The 19,994-nt window shown below is 34.8% G+C and carries 20 protein-coding genes; 8 read left to right on the forward strand and 12 right to left on the reverse strand.

Annotated elements, in window-relative coordinates:
* The first annotated feature begins 90 nt into the window (after positions 1-90).
* On the forward strand, positions 91-300 hold the full coding sequence (locus ACX9TM_RS07655) for a hypothetical protein (RefSeq protein WP_000880630.1): 210 nt from the start codon (positions 91-93) through the stop codon (positions 298-300).
* A 40-nt stretch (positions 301-340) separates the two neighbouring features.
* On the opposite strand, the gene ACX9TM_RS07660 is transcribed toward ACX9TM_RS07655, so the two are convergent.
* Positions 341-1,117: a class I SAM-dependent methyltransferase gene (locus tag ACX9TM_RS07660; RefSeq protein WP_065381882.1), complete on the reverse strand. Its 777-nt coding sequence runs from the start codon at positions 1,115-1,117 to the stop codon at positions 341-343.
* Between the two features lie 108 nt (positions 1,118-1,225).
* Between ACX9TM_RS07660 and ACX9TM_RS07665 the strand changes: the two genes are divergently transcribed.
* Positions 1,226-2,080, forward strand: a complete 855-nt coding sequence (locus tag ACX9TM_RS07665) for a YhfM domain-containing protein (protein WP_000677061.1) — start codon at positions 1,226-1,228, stop codon at positions 2,078-2,080.
* Between the two features lie 107 nt (positions 2,081-2,187).
* On the opposite strand, the gene ACX9TM_RS07670 is transcribed toward ACX9TM_RS07665, so the two are convergent.
* Positions 2,188-2,385: a hypothetical protein gene (locus tag ACX9TM_RS07670; protein ID WP_001053356.1), complete on the reverse strand. Its 198-nt coding sequence runs from the start codon at positions 2,383-2,385 to the stop codon at positions 2,188-2,190.
* A 151-nt stretch (positions 2,386-2,536) separates the two neighbouring features.
* On the opposite strand from ACX9TM_RS07670, the gene ACX9TM_RS07675 reads away from it, so the two are divergent.
* From ACX9TM_RS07675 to hmpA, 3 genes are all read left to right on the forward strand, one after another.
* Complete coding sequence (locus ACX9TM_RS07675) at positions 2,537-3,634, forward strand: site-2 protease family protein (protein ID WP_000794503.1); 1,098 nt, start codon at positions 2,537-2,539, stop codon at positions 3,632-3,634.
* A gap of 114 nt (positions 3,635-3,748) precedes the next feature.
* Positions 3,749-4,267 carry a hypothetical protein gene (locus tag ACX9TM_RS07680; RefSeq protein WP_000735227.1) on the forward strand — a complete coding sequence of 173 codons (519 nt, stop codon included), beginning with the start codon at positions 3,749-3,751 and terminating at the stop codon, positions 4,265-4,267.
* A gap of 159 nt (positions 4,268-4,426) precedes the next feature.
* Positions 4,427-5,635: an NO-inducible flavohemoprotein gene (gene hmpA, locus ACX9TM_RS07685; RefSeq protein WP_000947336.1), complete on the forward strand. Its 1,209-nt coding sequence runs from the start codon at positions 4,427-4,429 to the stop codon at positions 5,633-5,635.
* 17 nt (positions 5,636-5,652) lie between these two features.
* Here hmpA and ACX9TM_RS07690 read toward each other — a convergent pair whose 3' ends face one another.
* The gene (locus tag ACX9TM_RS07690; RefSeq protein ID WP_000600589.1) at positions 5,653-6,165 is read right to left on the reverse strand and encodes a Crp/Fnr family transcriptional regulator; all 513 of its coding nucleotides are present in this window, start codon (positions 6,163-6,165) and stop codon (positions 5,653-5,655) included.
* Positions 6,166-6,335: 170 nt separating this feature from the next.
* On the opposite strand from ACX9TM_RS07690, the gene ACX9TM_RS07695 reads away from it, so the two are divergent.
* On the forward strand, positions 6,336-6,563 hold the full coding sequence (locus ACX9TM_RS07695; protein WP_000883008.1) for a hypothetical protein: 228 nt from the start codon (positions 6,336-6,338) through the stop codon (positions 6,561-6,563).
* 293 nt (positions 6,564-6,856) lie between these two features.
* Here the strand turns inward: ACX9TM_RS07695 and ACX9TM_RS07700 are convergent, their stop codons facing one another.
* From ACX9TM_RS07700 to ACX9TM_RS07710, 3 genes are all read right to left on the reverse strand, one after another.
* A complete protein-coding gene (locus ACX9TM_RS07700) occupies positions 6,857-7,657 on the reverse strand; it encodes a sulfite exporter TauE/SafE family protein (RefSeq protein ID WP_000455762.1) in 801 nt (266 codons plus the stop codon).
* Between the two features lie 117 nt (positions 7,658-7,774).
* The gene (locus ACX9TM_RS07705) at positions 7,775-8,773 is read right to left on the reverse strand and encodes an inorganic phosphate transporter (RefSeq protein WP_000380272.1); all 999 of its coding nucleotides are present in this window, start codon (positions 8,771-8,773) and stop codon (positions 7,775-7,777) included.
* Positions 8,774-8,784: 11 nt separating this feature from the next.
* Complete coding sequence (locus ACX9TM_RS07710; protein WP_000231449.1) at positions 8,785-9,405, reverse strand: DUF47 domain-containing protein; 621 nt, start codon at positions 9,403-9,405, stop codon at positions 8,785-8,787.
* 311 nt (positions 9,406-9,716) lie between these two features.
* Here ACX9TM_RS07710 and ACX9TM_RS07715 point away from each other — a divergent pair, with 311 nt between their 5' ends.
* Positions 9,717-11,759: a transglycosylase domain-containing protein gene (locus tag ACX9TM_RS07715; protein ID WP_000769242.1), complete on the forward strand. Its 2,043-nt coding sequence runs from the start codon at positions 9,717-9,719 to the stop codon at positions 11,757-11,759.
* 124 nt (positions 11,760-11,883) lie between these two features.
* Here the strand turns inward: ACX9TM_RS07715 and ACX9TM_RS07720 are convergent, their stop codons facing one another.
* The 3 genes from ACX9TM_RS07720 to ACX9TM_RS07730 form a co-directional block, all read right to left on the reverse strand.
* On the reverse strand, positions 11,884-12,312 hold the full coding sequence (locus tag ACX9TM_RS07720; RefSeq protein WP_001265569.1) for a hypothetical protein: 429 nt from the start codon (positions 12,310-12,312) through the stop codon (positions 11,884-11,886).
* A 195-nt stretch (positions 12,313-12,507) separates the two neighbouring features.
* Positions 12,508-14,412, reverse strand: a complete 1,905-nt coding sequence (locus tag ACX9TM_RS07725; RefSeq protein WP_148663864.1) for a Gly-Xaa-Xaa repeat protein — start codon at positions 14,410-14,412, stop codon at positions 12,508-12,510.
* A 241-nt stretch (positions 14,413-14,653) separates the two neighbouring features.
* Positions 14,654-15,925 carry an ATP-binding protein gene (locus ACX9TM_RS07730; protein WP_065382303.1) on the reverse strand — a complete coding sequence of 424 codons (1,272 nt, stop codon included), beginning with the start codon at positions 15,923-15,925 and terminating at the stop codon, positions 14,654-14,656.
* Between the two features lie 139 nt (positions 15,926-16,064).
* On the opposite strand from ACX9TM_RS07730, the gene ACX9TM_RS07735 reads away from it, so the two are divergent.
* Entirely contained in the window at positions 16,065-16,910 is an 846-nt protein-coding gene (locus ACX9TM_RS07735) for a DUF72 domain-containing protein (protein ID WP_065382302.1), read from the forward strand.
* Positions 16,911-17,124: 214 nt separating this feature from the next.
* Here the strand turns inward: ACX9TM_RS07735 and ACX9TM_RS07740 are convergent, their stop codons facing one another.
* The 3 genes from ACX9TM_RS07740 to ACX9TM_RS07750 all read right to left on the reverse strand — a co-directional run bounded on the left by ACX9TM_RS07740 (position 17,125) and on the right by ACX9TM_RS07750 (position 19,893).
* Positions 17,125-17,319: a DUF3924 domain-containing protein gene (locus ACX9TM_RS07740; RefSeq protein ID WP_001094860.1), complete on the reverse strand. Its 195-nt coding sequence runs from the start codon at positions 17,317-17,319 to the stop codon at positions 17,125-17,127.
* A gap of 121 nt (positions 17,320-17,440) precedes the next feature.
* Positions 17,441-17,971 carry a tyrosine-type recombinase/integrase gene (locus ACX9TM_RS07745; protein WP_000806236.1) on the reverse strand — a complete coding sequence of 177 codons (531 nt, stop codon included), beginning with the start codon at positions 17,969-17,971 and terminating at the stop codon, positions 17,441-17,443.
* Positions 17,972-18,078: 107 nt separating this feature from the next.
* A complete protein-coding gene (locus ACX9TM_RS07750) occupies positions 18,079-19,893 on the reverse strand; it encodes a sensor histidine kinase (RefSeq protein WP_065382301.1) in 1,815 nt (604 codons plus the stop codon).
* Positions 19,894-19,994: the final 101 nt, after the last annotated feature.

Genomic DNA, 19,994 nt, shown 5'->3' on the forward strand with positions numbered 1-19,994 from the left:
TATAGGAGTAAAGAAGGGATTGTTTGAATTTACAGAGAATAATACAACAATCCACTTGCTGGAAAGAACAAACCAAAAGAGGTGACTGAAATGCTTGCGATGGGAGTATTATTTGGCATTATTGCTATAATTGGTTTTATGTGGTTATATTATTCGCGTTCGTTTAAACAAGCAGAAGTTTTACTCTTTCAAAAAGGTAGTTTATTGACAAATCAGTCTAGATATTTAGTATGTCCGAAGTGTGGAAGTGCACAGGCCAGAAGTGGAGGATATCAAGAGTGTTGCAAAATTAGATTATGAAAGAAAGGAAGCCTCACATTATTTTGTGAGGCTTCCTTCCTTACAACTTCATGGCGCTCCAAATTGTCCATCGATCTCTTTCAATAATAGGAGAGACGTTTTGTAATGCGGTCTGTATATGTTGTAGAAGTTGAGAAAGTTCATCATCTGTTAACTCATATAGAATGGATCGACCTGTTCGAGGAGATAAATCTTGCAATAATGCTTCTACAGAATCATGTATTTTTCGTATTTCCCATTGTGTTTGTGCGGGAAGTACATGAAGAGAATGTTTTTGTAATTCTGTCTGTATAGTGTTGGTTTTTAGACGTCTTTTTGACTCTATTTCAATAAGTTTTGGAAATAGAGAGAAAAAATATCCGCGAATGTGTTCGGGACTTCCTGGAATTGTACAATCTTCAATTGTTCGATCTTGTAAAATAAGTACACCGTTTTTATTTAATATACGAGAAACTTCACGTAAAAATGTAGGAATGTCTTGTAAATGATGAATAACTGCACGCGAAATAACTATGTCGAATGTTTCATTAGGGTATGGGATATTATGTGCATCACCATGGATGAATGAAATGTTTGAAAAGTTGTTACAATTTTCTTTTGCAGCTTGTAATATTTCTTTTGAAAAATCAAGTCCCACAACATTTTTGGCTCCCATAAGAGCGAGTTCTTTCGTATAAATCCCACCACCACAGCCGATATCAATTATTTGCTTGTTTTGTATTTCTGTAATGTTTTTTACCATTTCAGCCCAAGAAATATGAGCGTTTCTTGTTGCATATGTGTACTTATTATTTTCATCATGAAAATTAATGGACATGATAAAGACCTCCTTTCAATGATTAGTATAGCGTATTTAATAGGATGTCACGTTTTTGTTTTATGTATGAAGATTATAAGGATTTCTTATCGTAAGAGGAGGATTAATTTGAAAGGGAAATATGTATTGGTGTTGTTGTTTGTTATGTTACTAGCAGCTTGTGGTCAAGTTGAGCCGAAAAAAGAAACAAAAAAAGTAGAAGAGACGGTGAATGAAGTGAAAGAAACAATAGGGGTAACCGTTATACAAAAAAAACATAAAGAGAAAAAGTTGCAGGAATCAGAAGCGAAGTTAGTAATAGACATTTTGAATAAAGCTGAGAAACAAGAAATAACAGGAAGCTTCGGTGAACCTGAATATGAAATACAAATTAGTAGAGATGGGAAAAAAGAAACTTATTATGCATGGTTAAGAGGAGAAGATAGACGAGGATGGGTGCAATATAAGAAAGCTATGTATATGTTGAATGAAAAAGATACGGAAAAGCTTTTGGATATATTTCCAAATGTCTCAGAACAAAAAGAAGATGAGATGCAGGTAAGCCCTTTAACAGAAGTAACAAAAAAAGATTTACAGATTACCGCATTTCATATTAAAACAGGCGATCAAAACGTGAATTATACGGTACGGTATACGATTTCACAATCACTATACAATAAGTTAGTGAAGGAGCAAGAATATTATTTGCAACTCAATTTTCCAGAAAAAGTTCAAAAATTAATTGGAGCAAAAGAGAGTGAAATAATTTTAGGTGAAAAAGTAAAGGAAGGGTATAAGCAATATGAATTGCATGCTACTGTTCTGATAAAAAGCGCTTCACAATCACAATTAAAATCATTAGAAACATATTACGAAAATTATGATTTGAAAATATTAAACAGTGAAAAAGAAAAAATAGGTGTGTTTCAAAATATAATTCAGATTGTTAAAGATTATGGTGAAAAAATGAATTTTCAAAGATAAAGTGAGCCTTTAATTAGCCCTTACGGATTGGAATGAATGTAAACTCGTCAAATCTATATGGCCTTTCCTAGGAAATGATAATAGAGAGGGGAAAGCACCCCTCTCTATTACTTTGCTTTTGCAGATGGCTCATTCATTGATTTTCGTGTAATAAGAAAAGAAATCATAAGAGCGGAAAGGATGACAAGGGCAATAAATACGTGATTGGGCAACAAATCTAATAATAATACGTAACTAACGGTATAAAAAATAAGAGTTGAAGCTAAAAACGATAGAGCACCTATTATAAGAGATTGTAAATTCATTTGTGTACACCTCCTTTTATTTATATTTTTGGCTGAAAATGGATTATATAAACATTATTTCTAACAATAGAAAAAAATATGTCATAATAGAGAAAAGAACAAGCTTTGATGAATGAATATGATTCATTAATGAGAGATAAAGGAGAGGAATATGAAAAATAATAAAAAAGGATTATGGGGAATTATTGTTGCGGTAGGTCTATTTTTACTGTCTAAGTTAAAGTGGGTATTTGCAATTTTTAAATTAGCAAAGTTTTCAACGGTATTTAGTATGTTTCTATCGCTTGGCGCATACGCAGTTCTATATGGTTGGAAATTTGGAGTAGCGCTCATTTATTTGTTGTTTGTTCATGAAATGGGCCATTTATGGGCTGCGAAAAGAAAGGGGATCCCGACATCGCCAGCAATCTTTATTCCATTTATGGGGGCCCTTATTGGAATGAAAGAGATGCCGAAAAATGCGAAAGATGAAGCTTACATTGCCTATATGGGGCCGCTTTTCGGACTTCTGTCATTTTTACCGGCGATACCGCTTTATATAATGACGAAAGAGCCATTTTGGGCGCTTGTTATTTTGCTTGGAAGTATGATTAATTTCTTTAATTTAATTCCCGTTTCGCCGCTAGATGGTGGGAGAATTATTTCAGTTGTCAGTACTAAAATTTGGGGAGCAGGCCTTATTTTATTACTTGGCTATTCAATTTACTTTAAAAGTATTTTGGGAGGATTTATTGTTATTATCGGTTGTATGGAGTTATATAGAGTAATAAAGAGAGATGAGCCGATTAAGGAATTAGGGCATAAAATTGATGGGATGAAAGAATATGTTACTAGGCTTGAAGAGGAATTAAAAGAAACGGGTGCTGTACATCGGACTATATACGTGATGCATCATGAGATGAATGCATTAAGACAAAGAGAACGAGAAAAAGAGTTACAAATAGGTGAACTTCAAAAAATGGAAGTGTTAGAGTATCTTTTACCGAAGTTCGAACCGTTAGATTATGTTCCATATGAAGATGAAAAAGATGAGTATACAATTCACATAAGGGAAGCATTTGAAGCGTCAGAAAGAAAATTAAATGAATGGAAAACAGAAAAGGAACAACAAGAAAACTATTATAAAGTGGATGCGAAAACGAAATGGACAGTATTTGCTTGTTATATCGGATTAATGGTTATACTCGGTTACACAGCTTATGAAGGATATATTGTTTTACAAGAACATTTGCCAACGAGAAATGTATAGAAAAATATTGTCGAAATGATAGGAAGAATTAATACAGGAATTATATTTCTACGAGAGAATGTTACAAGTATAGTCATACGTTGCAATATTTTTAGTAGAGAAGGAGTTCTGTGTATGAAGAAATTGTTAAATGTATTAGGTATTATTATCGTGATGATCATTGCGAGTTATAGTCTTATGAAAGTGCTGTTACATTATGCGAATAAGCCTGCTGAGGTAAATACAATAGCTCAAATAGAAGATGTGCAAGAAGAGACAAAAGTGCTAGATTTTATTCGAATGACACATGAAAGCTATAATAATTTCTTAAATTATGGTAAAGCAGAGAATTATACAGACGGGGATTGGAATCAATTTAAGCAATGGTTTCAACAACAAGAACAATCTTTAAAAAATATACATACGGAAATAAAGAATGAAAAAATAAAACGCGATGTAAATAGAAGCTATGAAATTGTAAAAAAAGGTGTGGAACTTCAAAATATTGAGTATGTAGTGTATGCCCACCGTGTATATCATGACTTGGATATTATCGTAAATAAATATAGAGGTGAAACGAATATCTGGGGGTATACGGAGTTTGGCGATGGGAAAGATATAAAAGTAATCGAACAAGCTATACAAACAAAATAATAAGCTAGCTAGAATTCTAGTTAGCTTATTTTCTTTTGTAAATGCAATGTTCATATATTATTCACAAAAACACCGTGTTAATAGTGATTAAAATCACAATCTGCATTATAAGATTCAGTTAAACTAAAAACAGTTAAGGAAATAGAGGAGTGGGATACAATGTTAAGTGCAAAAACAATTGAAATCGTAAAGTCAACAGTACCATTATTACAAGAAAAAGGTGTTGAAATTACAACGAGATTCTATCAAATTTTATTTTCGGAACATCCGGAATTGTTGAATATTTTCAACCATACGAATCAGAAAAAGGGAAGACAACAACAAGCGTTAGCGAATGCTGTTTATGCAGCTGCAACGTACATTGATAATTTAGAAGCAATTATTCCAGTTGTAAAACAAATTGGTCATAAGCATAGAAGTTTAGGGATTAAAGCTGAGCATTATCCGATTGTAGGTACATGTTTACTACGTGCCATTAAAGAGGTCGCAGGTGCACCTGATGAAGTTTTAAATGCATGGGGAGAAGCATATGGTGTAATTGCTGATGCATTCATTAGCATTGAAGCAGAGATGTATGAAGAAGCTGCACATAAAGAAGGTGGATGGAAAGACTTCCGCAACTTTGTGATTGTAAAAAAAGTGAAGGAAAGCGATGTTATTACGTCATTTTATTTGAAACCTGAAGATGGAGGGAAAGTTTCTTCATTCATCCCAGGTCAATATGTAACGATTCAAATCAATATTGAAGGTGAGACATATACACATAATCGTCAATACAGTTTATCCGATGCTCCTGGGAAAGAATATTATCGTATTAGTGTAAAAAAAGAAAAAGGTGTAGATACACCAGACGGTAAAGTGTCTAATTACTTACATGGACATGTAAAAGAAGGAGATGTTTTACCAGTAAGTGCACCAGCGGGAGATTTCGTGTTAAATATGGATTCAACATTACCAGTTGTACTAATTAGTGGTGGAGTGGGGATTACACCGATGATGAGTATGTTAAATACGTTAATTGAACAAGACTCAAAACGTAATGTATATTTTGTTCATGCAGCAATAAATAGTAATACACATGCAATGAAAGAACACGTTAAGGCAGTAGAAAATGAATATGAACAAGTTAAAGCATATACTTGTTATTCTGCACCGACTGAAAAAGATTTAGAAATGAAGAACTTTGATAAAGAAGGTTTCATTGAAAGTGAATGGTTAAAAACTATTATTCCGACAACTGAAGCAGAGTTCTATTTCTGTGGTCCAGTAGCATTTATGAAGCATATAAATGCTGCACTAACTGATTTAAGTGTGAAACAAGAGCATATTCATTATGAATTTTTCGGCCCAGCAACAAGCTTACAATAAGCAAAAAAACGAGGTATTTATTTTACCTCGTTTTTTATTTGTTCTCGTAATAAACGGTTTACTGTTTCACGGCGTATACCTATCAGTTGGCCAATTTCGGTTTGTGTTAATATTTCATATATAGGAATGTCACCTAAATATAGGGTGAACCATTCTTGTAAACGATGAAGACGTTCTTTCGGGGAGACGGTTGTCAATTGATCAATTCGTTGTTGCATCATTCTTAATTTAGATTGCAATTGCATAGCAATGTTAGCATACGATTCGGGATTTGCTTGAAGTCTCTCATACCATTCACTACTAGTGATCGGTTCCACTTCTGTTTTTATTAAAGCGATAGCTGTACCGTGATATTCTTTCGGTGAAATTAAAGAATGATGAGGTATCGTTTCACCTGGAACGATAATGTTGAATAAAAATGGTGTTCCGTTTTCTTCTAGCCGAACTACTTTTAATAAGCCTGTTTTTATAAAGTATAAAGGACCGTCCTCGCCTTGACGGAATAGTACATCTCCTTTGTGTAGAATCAATGTTAGCCCCCCATTAATATGTTTCTATTTCTTCTATTTTAGCGTATATGTATATAGACAATATGCTATTTCAACAGCAATTTCATTGACGAAATGTATGCTATTACAGTAGTATACTATTTAGTGTGTAATAGTACTAGCAATGAATACGCTGTAGGGGGTTTAGTATATTGTTAGATGCGATGAGAATGACGGATATGAGAATTCCGGCGAATGCTATCATTCATGTAGAAGAGATGAAAGGTGGAGTCGTTTTATCCGTTGAAGTAGACGGCCAAATTATTTATACGATGGCTTATGATGAAGAAACAGATAGTTATGCTGAATTATATGATCGAAAGGATAAGAGGGCGTGCCAAGTACATGAAGACTTCATGGGATGGTCACTTCTTCACTAAAAAAGATGTCAATATGACATCTTTTTTTATTAAATCGATAGAATATACAAAGAAATGAAATATAAGGATAAAATTTGTAATAATTGATTTTGCATTGTTAGCACTCTGTAACTGCAAGTGAACTATTTTTTCGCTATCATAAAGATAACAGTCGCAGTTATAGGAGTGGTCAACTTGAAGAAAGTACATATTTCAAATTATATGTTATTATGTGTTTGTTTAATTTTATTTGTTCTCCTCGGAGGATTTTTATATTCATGTGTATAAGAAAAACGCATTCTAAAAAGAATACGTTATAAAAGGGAAATAATGATTAATCTAGTTCCAAGAATAATTAACGTAATACGCAATAAATTAATTACGGCGTTACCACTTAGTTTTGTATTAATGTAAGCCCCGATTTTTCCGCCAATCCATGCACCCGGAATCAGGATTAATGCATAAATCCAGCTGACATTTCCAAGTGAGATGTGAGTTGCAGAACTTACAATTGCTGATAGAAATACGATGAACATTGAAGTTGCTACTGCAATATGTGCTGGGAATGCAAAAAGAAGCATCATTGCTGGAACAAGTAAGGCACCGCCACCAATTCCAAATAATCCAGATATAAACCCAACTATAAAAGCGATAAAGATAGCAAGAAACGGTGGGAATTGGTAGTGTACAGTATTTCCATCATTATCTGTAAAAGAACGCTTAATTACAGACGTATTTGAGAGGGAAAGAGGTTTTAATTTGTCTCGAAGCATAAGTAGAATTGAGACGAATATAAGGAAAATCCCAAAGTATAAAGAAAATGTGTCTTGGTTTAAAAATTTATTTGCCCATGATCCGATAATACCACCAGGGCCGCTTCCGATAAATAAAATAAGTCCACTTTTATAATCTACTCGCTTATGCTTCATGTAAGTAAGGGTGGAAGATAGTCCTGTGAAAACGACTGTTACCATAGAAGTCCCTACTGCAAGTTGTGGTGATAAACTGTGTAATCCAATTAATAACGGAACAATAATAATTCCGCCTCCAAGCCCAACTAGGCTGCCGACTGTTCCGGCGATTAGTCCGATGAAAAGTAACATGATGTATTCCAAAATTGCCAACTCCTCTAAATAACTTATCCATCAATTATTATACACGCTTTTTAATGAGAAATAGGCTTGTTCACAAAAAAGTCGTCTTCCTAGAAAAATAAGGAAGACGACTTTTGATTAGAAAACAAAATGTAATAGGTAGTAAAACAGAGCAGCTAAAGAAGCTGAAATAGGAAGTGTAATAACCCATGTAATTAACATACGTTTTGCAGTTCCCCATTTTACCCCTTTCACACGGTGAGAAGCACCAACCCCTAAAATAGAAGAAGAGATAACGTGCGTCGTACTAACCGGTAAGTGAATGAATGTTGCACCGAAAATAACAAGTGATGATGATAAATCGGCAGCTACACCATTTACAGGACGAATTTTCATAATTTGTCCACCGACAGTTTTAATAATTTTCCATCCACCGACAGAAGTACCAAGCCCCATTGCGATAGCACAAGATAATTGTACCCAGAACGGGATATCGCTAGAAGTATGATAGTTATTAGCCATAAGAGCCATCGTAATGATTCCCATTGCTTTTTGTGCATCATTCGTACCGTGTGTGTAGGCTTGTAATGCTGCAGTGAAAATCTGGAATATACGGAAGTTCTTATTCGTTTTTGTTAAGTTAAAGTTTTTAAATACTACTTTAAAAATACTGTATACGATATAACCAATAACGAAAGCGATAATCGGTGAAATGATTAAAGCTTCAATAATTTTAATAAATCCTTTAAGATTTAGCGAGCTAATCCCAGCGGCCGCAATTGCTGCACCTGCGATTGAGCCGATAATTGCATGCGAAGAACTACTTGGAATACCGTAGTACCAAGTAATTAAGTTCCAAGCTATCGCCGCAAGCAAAGCAGCTAAAATTACAAGAGAACCATTTTGTAAGGCGAATGGATCAACGATATCTTTTGTAATCGTTTTTGCTACACCTGTAAATGTCATTGCGCCTAAAAAGTTCATAATAGCCGCCATAATAATGGCATGTCTAGGCTTTAGAGCTTTCGTTGAAACAGCCGTTGCAATAGCGTTTGCTGTATCGTGAAATCCATTGATAAAGTCAAAAGCTAAAGCGCAAATGACTACTAAAACGGTCAGTATCAAGAGTGTATCCATGATCAAACTCCTTACGCGTTCTTCATAATAATTGTTTCTAATACGTTTGCAACGCTTTGACAGCTATCAGCTACTTCTTCAAGCTCTTCGTAAATCTCTTTAAATTGAATAATCTTAATCGGATCTTTTTCACGAGAGAATAAGTTCTTAATCGCATGACGGCGAATATCATCACACTGTGATTCATAATCCTTAATTTTAATCGCATTTGTACGAATGTCGACTAATTTTTTGTTAGACATTAATTCAACAGAGTTTGCAATCTCAATCGCACATTGATTAATTGCTTCTACGAATTTAATCATGTATTCATCAGCTTCTGTAATAGAATACATTTCGAACAGACCAGCACTGTGATCTAATCCGTCTAATACATCATCCATACTCATTGCAAGTTGTAGGATGTCCTCACGCTCAATCGGAGTGATAAACGCTTTGTTTAACTCCATAATGATTTCGTGAATAAATGAGTCACCTTTTGACTCATACTCTTTCATGCGCATAGAAAACTCTTTTAAATCGCTAGCATTTTTAATTTTATACTCCACGAAAAACTGCGCGCCTTCTTTTAAATTTTCGGAAACATTCATTAACATTTCAGAAAATTTATCTTTTTTTGATTTAAAGACCATTATTGTTACCCCCACAAAAGTAATATATGTAAAATATATTGGCTAATCAATTCTAACAAAAAACTGTCGTTTTTTAAAACATTTTATCGAAAAGTTTACAAAAACTTAACATAACTCTCGTTGTTCTATTAATAATATTAATATCCAATAGTGAATATCTTACTTGTAGAATGTCCTTTTCTTGCAAAAAGTATGAATGCAAAAGAAAAGCTTTACACTATAGGAATGACTACGTTATTATAATAAATTTAAAAGGCGGTATATTCTTCCTTTTAAAAAGAAGAGTGTAAATAAATGAAGGAAGTGAACGAATGAAATTGAAGAACACTCATTTTAAAAAAATGCTTGAGTGGTTCAATAAGAGGAAGAAACTTCGTAATTCATTAATTGTATTGGGAAGTGTATTCGTTACTCTATTTATTGCTGTAAATATAATAATTTCCATTCAAGACATATCTGAATTAAAACAAGCTGTTCCACAACCGACTTTAATTTATGATGCAAATAATGAGGTCGCAACTAAATTAGCTTCTTCGAAAACAGAAGGTGTTAAAAGAAAAGATATTCCTGATATTATGGTTCAGGCAATTGTTGCAGTAGAAGATAAGGAATTTTTTAACCATCATGGTATTTATTATAGTGGAATTATAAGTGCGGTTTTTAAAAATATTACAGCAGGAGAAGTTGTAGCAGGGGGAAGTACAATAACACAACAACTTGCGAAAAATGTATTTCTGACACAAGACCGCACATACTCCCGAAAAATAAAGGAATATTTTTTAACGAAAAAAATAGAGCGCACGTATACGAAAGATGAAATCATTGAAATGTATATGAACCAAATTTATTTTGGTGAAGGTGCTTGGGGTATAAAAAGGGCAGCTAAATCTTATTTTGATAAAGATGTAAAAGATTTAACAATTTCAGAAGCTGCAACGATTGCGGGCTTGATTAAAGCACCATCTGCGTATTCACCTTATAAAAACTTTAACAAGTCAATTGAAAGACGTAATGTCGTATTAAGTTTAATGAAAGAGCAAGGGTATATTTCTGACGAGCAGTATAATAAAGAAAAAGAGAGCGGACTTGTGTTAAAACGTGGCGTTGATGATAAATACAAGGGAAAATACTCTCAATATGTAGACTATATTGTTAGAGAGGCGATGGAAAAGTACGAATTAACACAAAATGAAATTTTAGCGGGTGGTTATCGTATTTATACAGAGCTTGACCCGAAAAAACAACAGGCTGTAGAAGACGTTGTGAATAATGATAGTTATTTCAAAGATAGTGGCTCAGACCAACTTATGCAAACGGGTGTAGTTCTTATGAACCCCAAAACAGGTGGTGTACCAGCTCTAGTTGGAGGCAGAGGGCCGTATCAGTTTTTACAGTTTAACCATGCAACCCAATTAAAAAGACAACCTGGCTCAACGTTAAAGCCTTTGGCTGTATATGTACCAGCGTTAGAACAAGGATATGAAGTATACGATATATTAAAAGATGAACCATTTAACATTAAAGAATATAAACCACAAAATAGCGATCATACTTTTCACGGTGATGTGACAATGTATGAAGCTGTGGCAAAGTCGTACAATGTTTCAGCTGTGTGGCTATTAGAACAAATTGGATTAGATAAAGGATTGAAATCTTTAGAGCGATTTGGTATCCCATTAGTGCCAGAAGATCGTACGTATCCGATTGCTTTAGGCGGTATGCATGTGGGGACATCTCCATTTGTAATGGCTCAAGCATACAGTACATTTGCAAATGATGGAGTCCAAGTGGAAGCTCATGCAATTAGGGAGGTACAAAATGCTGAAGGTGAAACGCTTGGAAAGTGGTATAAGAAAGAGACACGAGTGACGAGCGAGAAAATTTCTCAAAAGATGACATATTTATTAAAAGGTGTTGTCGAAAAGGGAACGGGCGAAAAGGCGAAAGTTAATAATGTTGATACGGCAGGTAAGACAGGAACTACTCAAATTGTAAATGGCCCGAGCACCGGTGCAAAGGATTCATGGTTTGTTGGATACACGCCAGATTTGGTAGGTGCGATTTGGGTAGGATATGATAAAACAGATAGCGATCATTATGTTCCGGGGGGTAGTCAAATTACGACGACAATGTTCCGGGATATTATGAAAAAAGCAAACGCAAATCCAGCTCAAAAAGCATTCCAGTTATCGCTCATATCTGAGGCTGATTATAAAAAACAATTGACTACAATAGAAGAGGAAAAACGAAGAAAAGAAGAAGAGAAGAGAAGGAAAGAAGAGGAACAACAACGAAAACAAGAGCAACAAGAGTGGCTTGATAAAGTGAAAGAATGGATTCCTTCATTTTGGTAAAAGAAAGAGGCGAATAAAAAAATTCGCCTCTTTTTTTGGATGAAAACAAAATAAAATTTTAATCGGTAGAGATTTTTGTCTATCTTAATTAGCTATTAATCCATATCCGTTGAGATACATGATATTACTCATTAAGTACAATATTCGTACTGCCAAAGGATTCGGAATCGTATGTGACGATTATTTTGCCTTTACTAATAGGTTCGTAAGGCAATTCTTCTTCGTAATTACCATTATTTTCATTGTGGATAGAAAGTGTAATTTCATCGATTTTTTTATTTGTATACTGATCTTTAATCGTTTCAGCAATTTGGAGTAACGCCTCGGAACTAGAAGCTTTCGTAATAAGCATTCCTTTTATAACTTTTTTTTCATTATTTGTTGCATTGGAATAAGGGATGTTGCTTTGTTTTGTATACAAAAGTTTGTATGGAACAGTTTTTCTCTCTGCTTTTGATATAGTGGAATATTTTAGAGTTAAAAAAAATCCTACACATAAAATAATGCATACCATAAGAGCAAACCAAATGCGTATTAGTGACATAACTCTCATTTTCATCCCTCTTTCATATCTTTGACTTCATTATTTATCATACAAAAAGAGGATTAAGATAGAGTAAATTTGAGGTAAAGAAACGTAAAGAAGGAGCACTTATCCTCCCAAATAAGTGCTCCTTTCTATATAAAGAGAGATTTAATGCACGGTTAAACGATACATATTATTATAAATATATTTTTCAAGTGAAAATTAGTAAATTCGGAATACAGATAGTGTTGCAGTTGTATCGCCCGTGTTTGGAATAGAAATAGTGTTTGCTGTAGGTTGTACAGAAATTGTTGTACCAGCTTGTAAAGTAACGATTGTAGAGAACGATACAGCACTACCGATAACGTTAGTTGAGAAATTACGAGTAGGTGGTTGGCCGTTGAATGAAATACCGAATCCAAACGGTGAAGATCCTGGGAAAGTTGTAGATGCTGAGAAACTAATATCATATACGCCTGTTTCTAAAACTGTTAGAGTATCTGTAGTGTCATTGAAATCGATATTATTTATTTCGAAAACTTGGTTGAATTGGATATTCATTCCAGGTGATATTGTTTGAGCATTGGAGTTTCCGATTGCTGCGATCGTTACAGGAATTGGCGTACCCGCTGGTCCAGTAGCGCCAGTAGCACCTGCTGGTCCTTGGATACCTTGAGGTCCAGTAGCGCCAGTAGCACCCGCTGGTCCTTGAATACCTTGAGGCCCAGTAGCACCAGTAGCACCTGCTGGTCCTTGGATACCTTGAGGTCCAGTAGCGCCAGTAGCACCCGCTGGTCCTTGAATACCTTGAGGCCCAGTAGCGCCAGTAGCACCTGCTGGTCCTTGGATACCTTGAGGTCCAGTAGCGCCAGTAGCACCCGCTGGTCCTTGGATACCTTGAGGTCCAGTAGCGCCAGTAGCACCCGCTGGTCCTTGAGCACCTTGCGCACCAGTAGCGCCAGTAGCACCCGCTGGTCCTTGGATACCTTGAGGTCCTTGAGGTCCAGTAGCGCCAGTAGCACCAGTAGCACCTTGCGCACCAGTAGCACCAGTAGCACCAGTAGCACCAGTAGCACCTGCTGGTCCTTGGATACCTTGAGGTCCTTGAGGTCCAGTAGCGCCAGTAGCACCCGCTGGTCCTTGGATACCTTGAGGTCCTTGAGGTCCAGTAGCGCCAGTAGCACCCGCTGGTCCTTGAGCACCTTGCGCACCAGTAGCGCCAGTAGCACCTGCTGGTCCTTGGATACCTTGAGGTCCAGTAGCGCCAGTAGCACCCGCTGGTCCTTGAGCACCTTGCGCACCAGTAGCGCCAGTAGCACCTGCTGGTCCTTGGATACCTTGAGGTCCAGTAGCGCCAGTAGCACCCGCTGGTCCTTGAATACCTTGAGGTCCTTGAGGTCCAGTAGCACCTGCTGGTCCTTGAGCACCTTGCGCACCAGTAGCGCCAGTAGCACCCGCTGGTCCTTGAATACCTTGAGGCCCTTGAGGTCCAGTAGCACCTTGAACACCTGCTGGTCCTTGAGCACCTTGAGGTCCTTGAGGTCCAGTAGCACCTTGCGCACCCGCCGGTCCTTGAGGCCCGGTAGCACCCGTAGCACCCGCCGGTCCTTGAGGCCCAGTAGCACCCGTAGCACCAGTAGCGCCAGTAGCGCCAGTTGCTCCTCCACCTCCAAGACAACCTGATCCGTATTGAACTAGGATAGTTTGGATCTCTGTTATGAGTCTAACTAGTTTGTCAATCGTACAACAATCTACTTTGAATAACTTAGCGATATACAATAAATAATTAAGCAAGCTTTGTAGCTCAACGTACAATGCTCCGCACGAGAAAGGTGTTGTTCTTAAAATAGTTAATAGATTAGCAATAATAGAATTTCCAATTTGTTTTTGTGCTGGAGATAAATCTAAGCAATTGAGGAATTTTTGTAAGTTATTTAGGGCAGCGATCAAGTTATTGATATTATTTTGAGAAGGGTTTTGAAAGACAGCTTGAATAGCTTGGCCAAGAGCTTGAAGAAGTCTAACGAATTCTGTAAGTTCGGACTTAGAGATGTTAATGTGACTGCAAGTTCTGACTTCACAACAATCATTACCATAAAATACTTTTCCTTTATTTTTATTGTTCATCTTTTCATTCCTTTCTTTCATAGAATCAATAGTCATTACTATATATTAAAATGAAATTTCTACTAAATCCGTGCTGGACAAACTACCATTTCTAAAAAAATAAGAAATCGGCCCAGCTAGCAAAAAATAAGTAAAATATAGAGAAGGTTTTATATAATGTAAAGAAGAAAAGTTCAACATAAAAACTGCATGTCAATTGTTGAAGGATGTAACAATTGACATGCAGTTCGTGGATTGGATTTTATTTGTATTGATTTAATCTTTCAAGGGCTGTTTTAGGTAAGATTGGAATTGAAATAGTAAAAGTAGTACCATCTTCATTACTAGTCATTTTTAATGTACCGTTATGATTTTGAATAATTTTTTTCGTTACTGACAAGCCCAAACCTGTGCCGGAATCTTTTGTTGAGAAGAATGGATCAAAGATATAGTCTTGAATCGCTGGTGGAATACCAGTCCCATTATCAGTGAAAGTAATACGAACAAAATTATCTAGGCGGTAACTAGTGATTTGGATAGAAAGTTTTTTTTCTCCTTGAGCATCGACAGCGTTCTGGAATAAGTTTAAAAAAACTTGCACAAGTTCATGACGATCAATATGAACTAATATATCATCTAATTCGGTAGAAAAATTATAATCAATTGAAATGTTATGTAAAAAGACTTCGCTAGCTAGTAACTGTTGAATATACTCACGTAAAAATGTATTAATGGGAAAGGGTTCTCTTTTAAATTCACGTGTTTTTGAAAGAGATAAAAATTTTGTAATGATACTATTTGCTCGATCTAATTCAGGAATAAGTAAATTTTTAAATAGTTCTTTATTAGATGGAGAAACACTTTCTTGTAAAAATTGTAAGTATCCTCGTACTGTTGTAAGAGGATTTCGTACTTCGTGTGCAATTCCAGCTGCGATTCGCCCTGCTAACGAAAACTTCTCTGCATCACGTTCTGTATTTAAATAATGAAAGACACTAATAACTCTAAAAATCTCCCCGTTATAATCACGAATAATTCGGTTATTTATAATGCCATAGTTTTTGTCTAAAACTTCTTCATTATATAGTTCTGTTCCCGTTTTTAATGTTTCAATCGCTTTAATTTTTTCTTCCGGCAAGTTTAGTAATTGTTGAATCGGTTTTCCGATAATATCATTTCGTATTACACCGAAATCATCTGCAGCAACTTGATTACATAAAGTAATATTCCCTTTATTATCGACAAAAGTTACATGATGTGAAAAGGCATCAAAAATATGTACAAAGTGTTTTTCGAGTTGTTCAAATAAAAATAATGAATCACAAGTAAGTTGAAAATGAGCCTCTTTATTCTCTTTTGGTATTTCTTGAATGGAATGGGTTGTTCTAGTTTTCTTTATTCGTAAACCAATATGTGGATTTTTGTATGTGAAATGATGTGGTAATTGATTCACAAGTTCTTCATAAAAACGTACTTTAGTTTCTAGTTCTTCAATTCGTTTTTCATGAGATACAGTAGCATCGTTTGGAAGCATAAATAAATAACCCCTCATTTTAAAAATTCTTCCATATAGTATATCATATTTTTATAAGGATACTCTTAAAGAAAAGGCTACATGATGCAAAGTGTTTGGAAAGTGAATAGAAGATGAAGTTAAAAAGGGAGGGGTATATGTGCTGTTTATTGGAGTGACAGGATGGGGAGATCATGATTCTTTATACATAAATCCCTATGAAAATAGAAATAAATTACGAACATACAGCGAGTATTTTCCTATAGTAGAAGTGGATAGCTCATTTTATGCGATGCAACCTGCACGAAACTATACAAAATGGGCAATGGAAACACCGAAAGATTTTTCTTTTATCGTAAAAGCATATCAAGGAATGACAGGACATATGAAAGGTGAAATTCCTTTTTCTACGTTCGATGAGATGTTTGATGTATATAAACAATCTATTCTTCCTTTAATTGAAGCTGGTAAATTAAAAACGATTTTATTTCAATATCCACCATGGTTTGATTGTAAAAAGAAAAATGTAGATTTTCTTCGATATACGAAAGAAAAAATGGAAGGTTTACCATGTGCAATAGAATTTCGAAATCAAACATGGTTTTATCCAGAAATGAGAGATAGGACGTTACAGTTTCTAGAACAAGAGAAATGGATTCATACAATTTGTGATGAACCACAGGCTGGGATAGGTTCTGTGCCACTCGTGTTAGAGGTTACGAATTCAGACATGGCATTAATACGTTTTCACGGTCGAAATGTTCATGGTTGGCTTGATAAAGGGGAAAACTGGAGAGCAGTTCGCTGTTTATATCGCTACAACAATAAAGAACTGGAAGAATGGGGTGAACGATTAGAGCAATTAAAAAAGAAAACAAAGGATATATACGTACTGTTTAACAACAATTCAGGTGGGGATGCAGCAGATAATGCGAAACAGCTTATGAAAATGATGAACATTACATATGGTGAGCCGAAGCCGGAGCAATTAAATTTTTTTGAATGATAATAAACAAGAAAGGCACTGTACAAACAGGGGGAATGTACAGTGCCTTTCTATATGAAAAAGAGGGGTAACAATGTTACTGAGCGTTTGGTTGATTCATCAATTGTTGGCTTCATAATAAATGATAATGGTTATCATTATCATTGTCAATGGTTTTTCTAAAAATATATAAAAAACTTTGTATATTTTAAATAGAGATAAAAAAAGAACAGCATTAATGCTGTTCTTTTCCGTTGACGAATTGTTGCAAATCAAAAGGAGTTATCGCCTGGATAAATTCTTTTGAGATAAGTGTTTGAACGAGAGTGCTCTCAGAGATAGAAGCACCTGTTTTCTTTTCATAAGCTTGTTTTAATAAATCAAGTTTTTCAGCCGTTTCTTTTGGTAATTCAATTGTAAGTGTGTTCATAATTTCTCCCCCTTATTATTAGAGTACCACTACAGTATAGGAGAGACAAGAAAAGAGAATATGAAATATAAAAAAGGTTACCAAATTTTCAAATGGTAACCTTTTTTATGTATAAGAGTTATTAAGCAATACCGATATACTTTAAAGTTTTTGATGGAGTACTGTGATCAAAGAAGTGTTGTAAAAATGCAATATCAACACCTGATTTGTATGCACAATAACCCCAAGTTTTTCGAAGTGTATGTGAGCTAATCCCTTCTAATCCAACTTCTTTTGCAGCTTTGTTTAAAATGTACCATGCATGTTGTCTCGTAATAGATTTTGTTCCTTTTTGAGATTTTAATAATGGTTCATTACGTTTCCAAGTTTTACGTTCTTTCATGTAGTCTTCGATTGCGTGCTGTAAGTCTTCATTTACAGCAAACCATTTATGTTTCTTCACTTTTTCATTGTAAAATAAAATGGAATGGCGAACATTTTCATTTTCATCAATTACATCACTAACTTTTAATTGTAAGATTTCACTTACTTTTAAGCCAGAATTTACAGCTAATACGAATAATAAGCCATCACGTTTCGAAGATTGTAAAAGTATATTTTTGATAGTTTCTAATTGTTTTTCATTTTGAATAGGTTGTCCTGCTTGTTTCATTTCACGCACTCTCCTCTTTTATATGTGTAAAGGAAAGGATTAACTTGTTTCTTACTATAAAGGGAGAGTGTGAATTTCATGTGAACTCCTAGTGAAATTAAGACAAATTATTTGACTTCTTTTACTTTTTGTAAATTGAAATAGAATACAACACTGTTAGTCGTATTATACACACCGTATTCGGCATGATGGAGGTCTAAAATGTTTTTTACAATAGATAATCCGAGACCGGTACCTCCAGTGTGACGGCTACGTGATGCATCTAGACGATAGAAGCGATCCCAAATTTTTTCAAGACTTTCTTCAGGGATAGGGTTTCCTGTATTCTCGATTTCGACTTTTACGGTATCTTCTGCTTCTATAATGGAGACTTGTATTTTTTCTCCCTCTGGCGTATAACGGATTGCATTACTTAGTAAGTTCACAACTACTTGCTCAATGCGACTGCGATTTGCTTTAACAAGTATAGAAGGGTCTGCATCGATGTTCACTTGTAAATGTTTTTCTTCCATGCTAAATAATAATTTTGTGTAGACTTGTTGCGTTAATTCACCGATTGAGAACGTCGTCATATCTAGTTTGTAAGTACCAGATTCCAACTTTGCTAATTCTAACATTTCAACAATCAGCCTGTTCATATTTTCTGTTTCTTCTAAAATAACATCAGTATAATACGAAGTATCCTTACTAACACCATCTTTAATTCCTTCTGCAAAACTTCTAATTACACTTAGCGGTGTTTTTAATTCGTGTGATACGCCAGAAATGAATTCTTTTCTTGTTTTTTCTAATTGACGTTCACGTTCAATATCTTGTTGTAACTTTGTATTAGCAACATTTAATCGATCGATTCGATCTTTTAAATTTACAGATAATGTATTGATACTGCCAGAAAGCCCGCCAATTTCATCGTCAGCTGTAACAGGTAATTTCTCGCTGAAATCAAAATTAGCCATTTTTTTTGTAACACGATTTATTTTAATTAATGGCTTAACAATGATTTTTGAGTAGTAGAAGGATAACAAAATAATTACGAGAAACACGATGATTAAGGCATAGACATAATAATCTTTTAAAACGAGCATCGCTTCATTAACAGGCTGCAAAGATGCTATCGCAAAAGCGTATTCTGTAATCCTTCCATTTTCTATAATCGGTTTTACAAAGATACTATTTTTTATATTTTCTCCGCCATCTAATATGAAAGTACTTAATTGGTTCGAGTTAGAAGTTCCCTCTCTAATCATATCTGCAAAATATTGAACGGCTTGTAATGTTTCAATATCATTTGCAAGACGAACCTCCGCTTTGGATGGGAGCTGTAACTTAGTTATAACACCTGTAAAGACGATTCGAGTTGTAGATTTGTATCGGCTTGCAAGTCTGTTCTTAGAAGGGTTACCATTAATTGACTGAAAATCCGAATAGAAATGTTCGTTCTGCCATTGATTATAATTCGTTCCTAATTTTTGTGGTGTGATTATATTATTCTCTTGTACGACTCCATCAACATTGATCATTACATCTTTTTTTAAACCTAAATTTTCGAATTTATTATATTCTTCTGGTGTTAAAAGATTGTTGAGTGGAATGGAATACTGTTTATTATTATTGGGATTAAATACATCGATATAGTAATTGTTATCACTTTTAATAATACCGTTAGAATCCAAAAACTGCATATCGGCATTTGTTTTATCATGAAATTCTTGTTTTAGTTTTCTAACCTGCTCATAACTTTTATCACTTTTATCATAATTATCTACGAATTTTTCAAAAGCAGTTTGGACTGTTTTTACTTTCTTATTAATATAAAATTTCTCTAAAAATAGAGATTGTCCTAGGAAAAAAAGTAGGAATATGATTGTAAATAAAGTGGATGTTAATAAAAATAGTTTAAAGACAATACTTCTGTTTTTCACTGCGTCACCTCTTATGAGAAATACTGTAAATGATTTCTTTATCCCGTTAAATTCGATTGGTTCAACTAATAATCAGTGGGGGATGGAAAAAACCTCCACTG

Source organism: Bacillus sp. LH1, assembly GCF_057924895.1.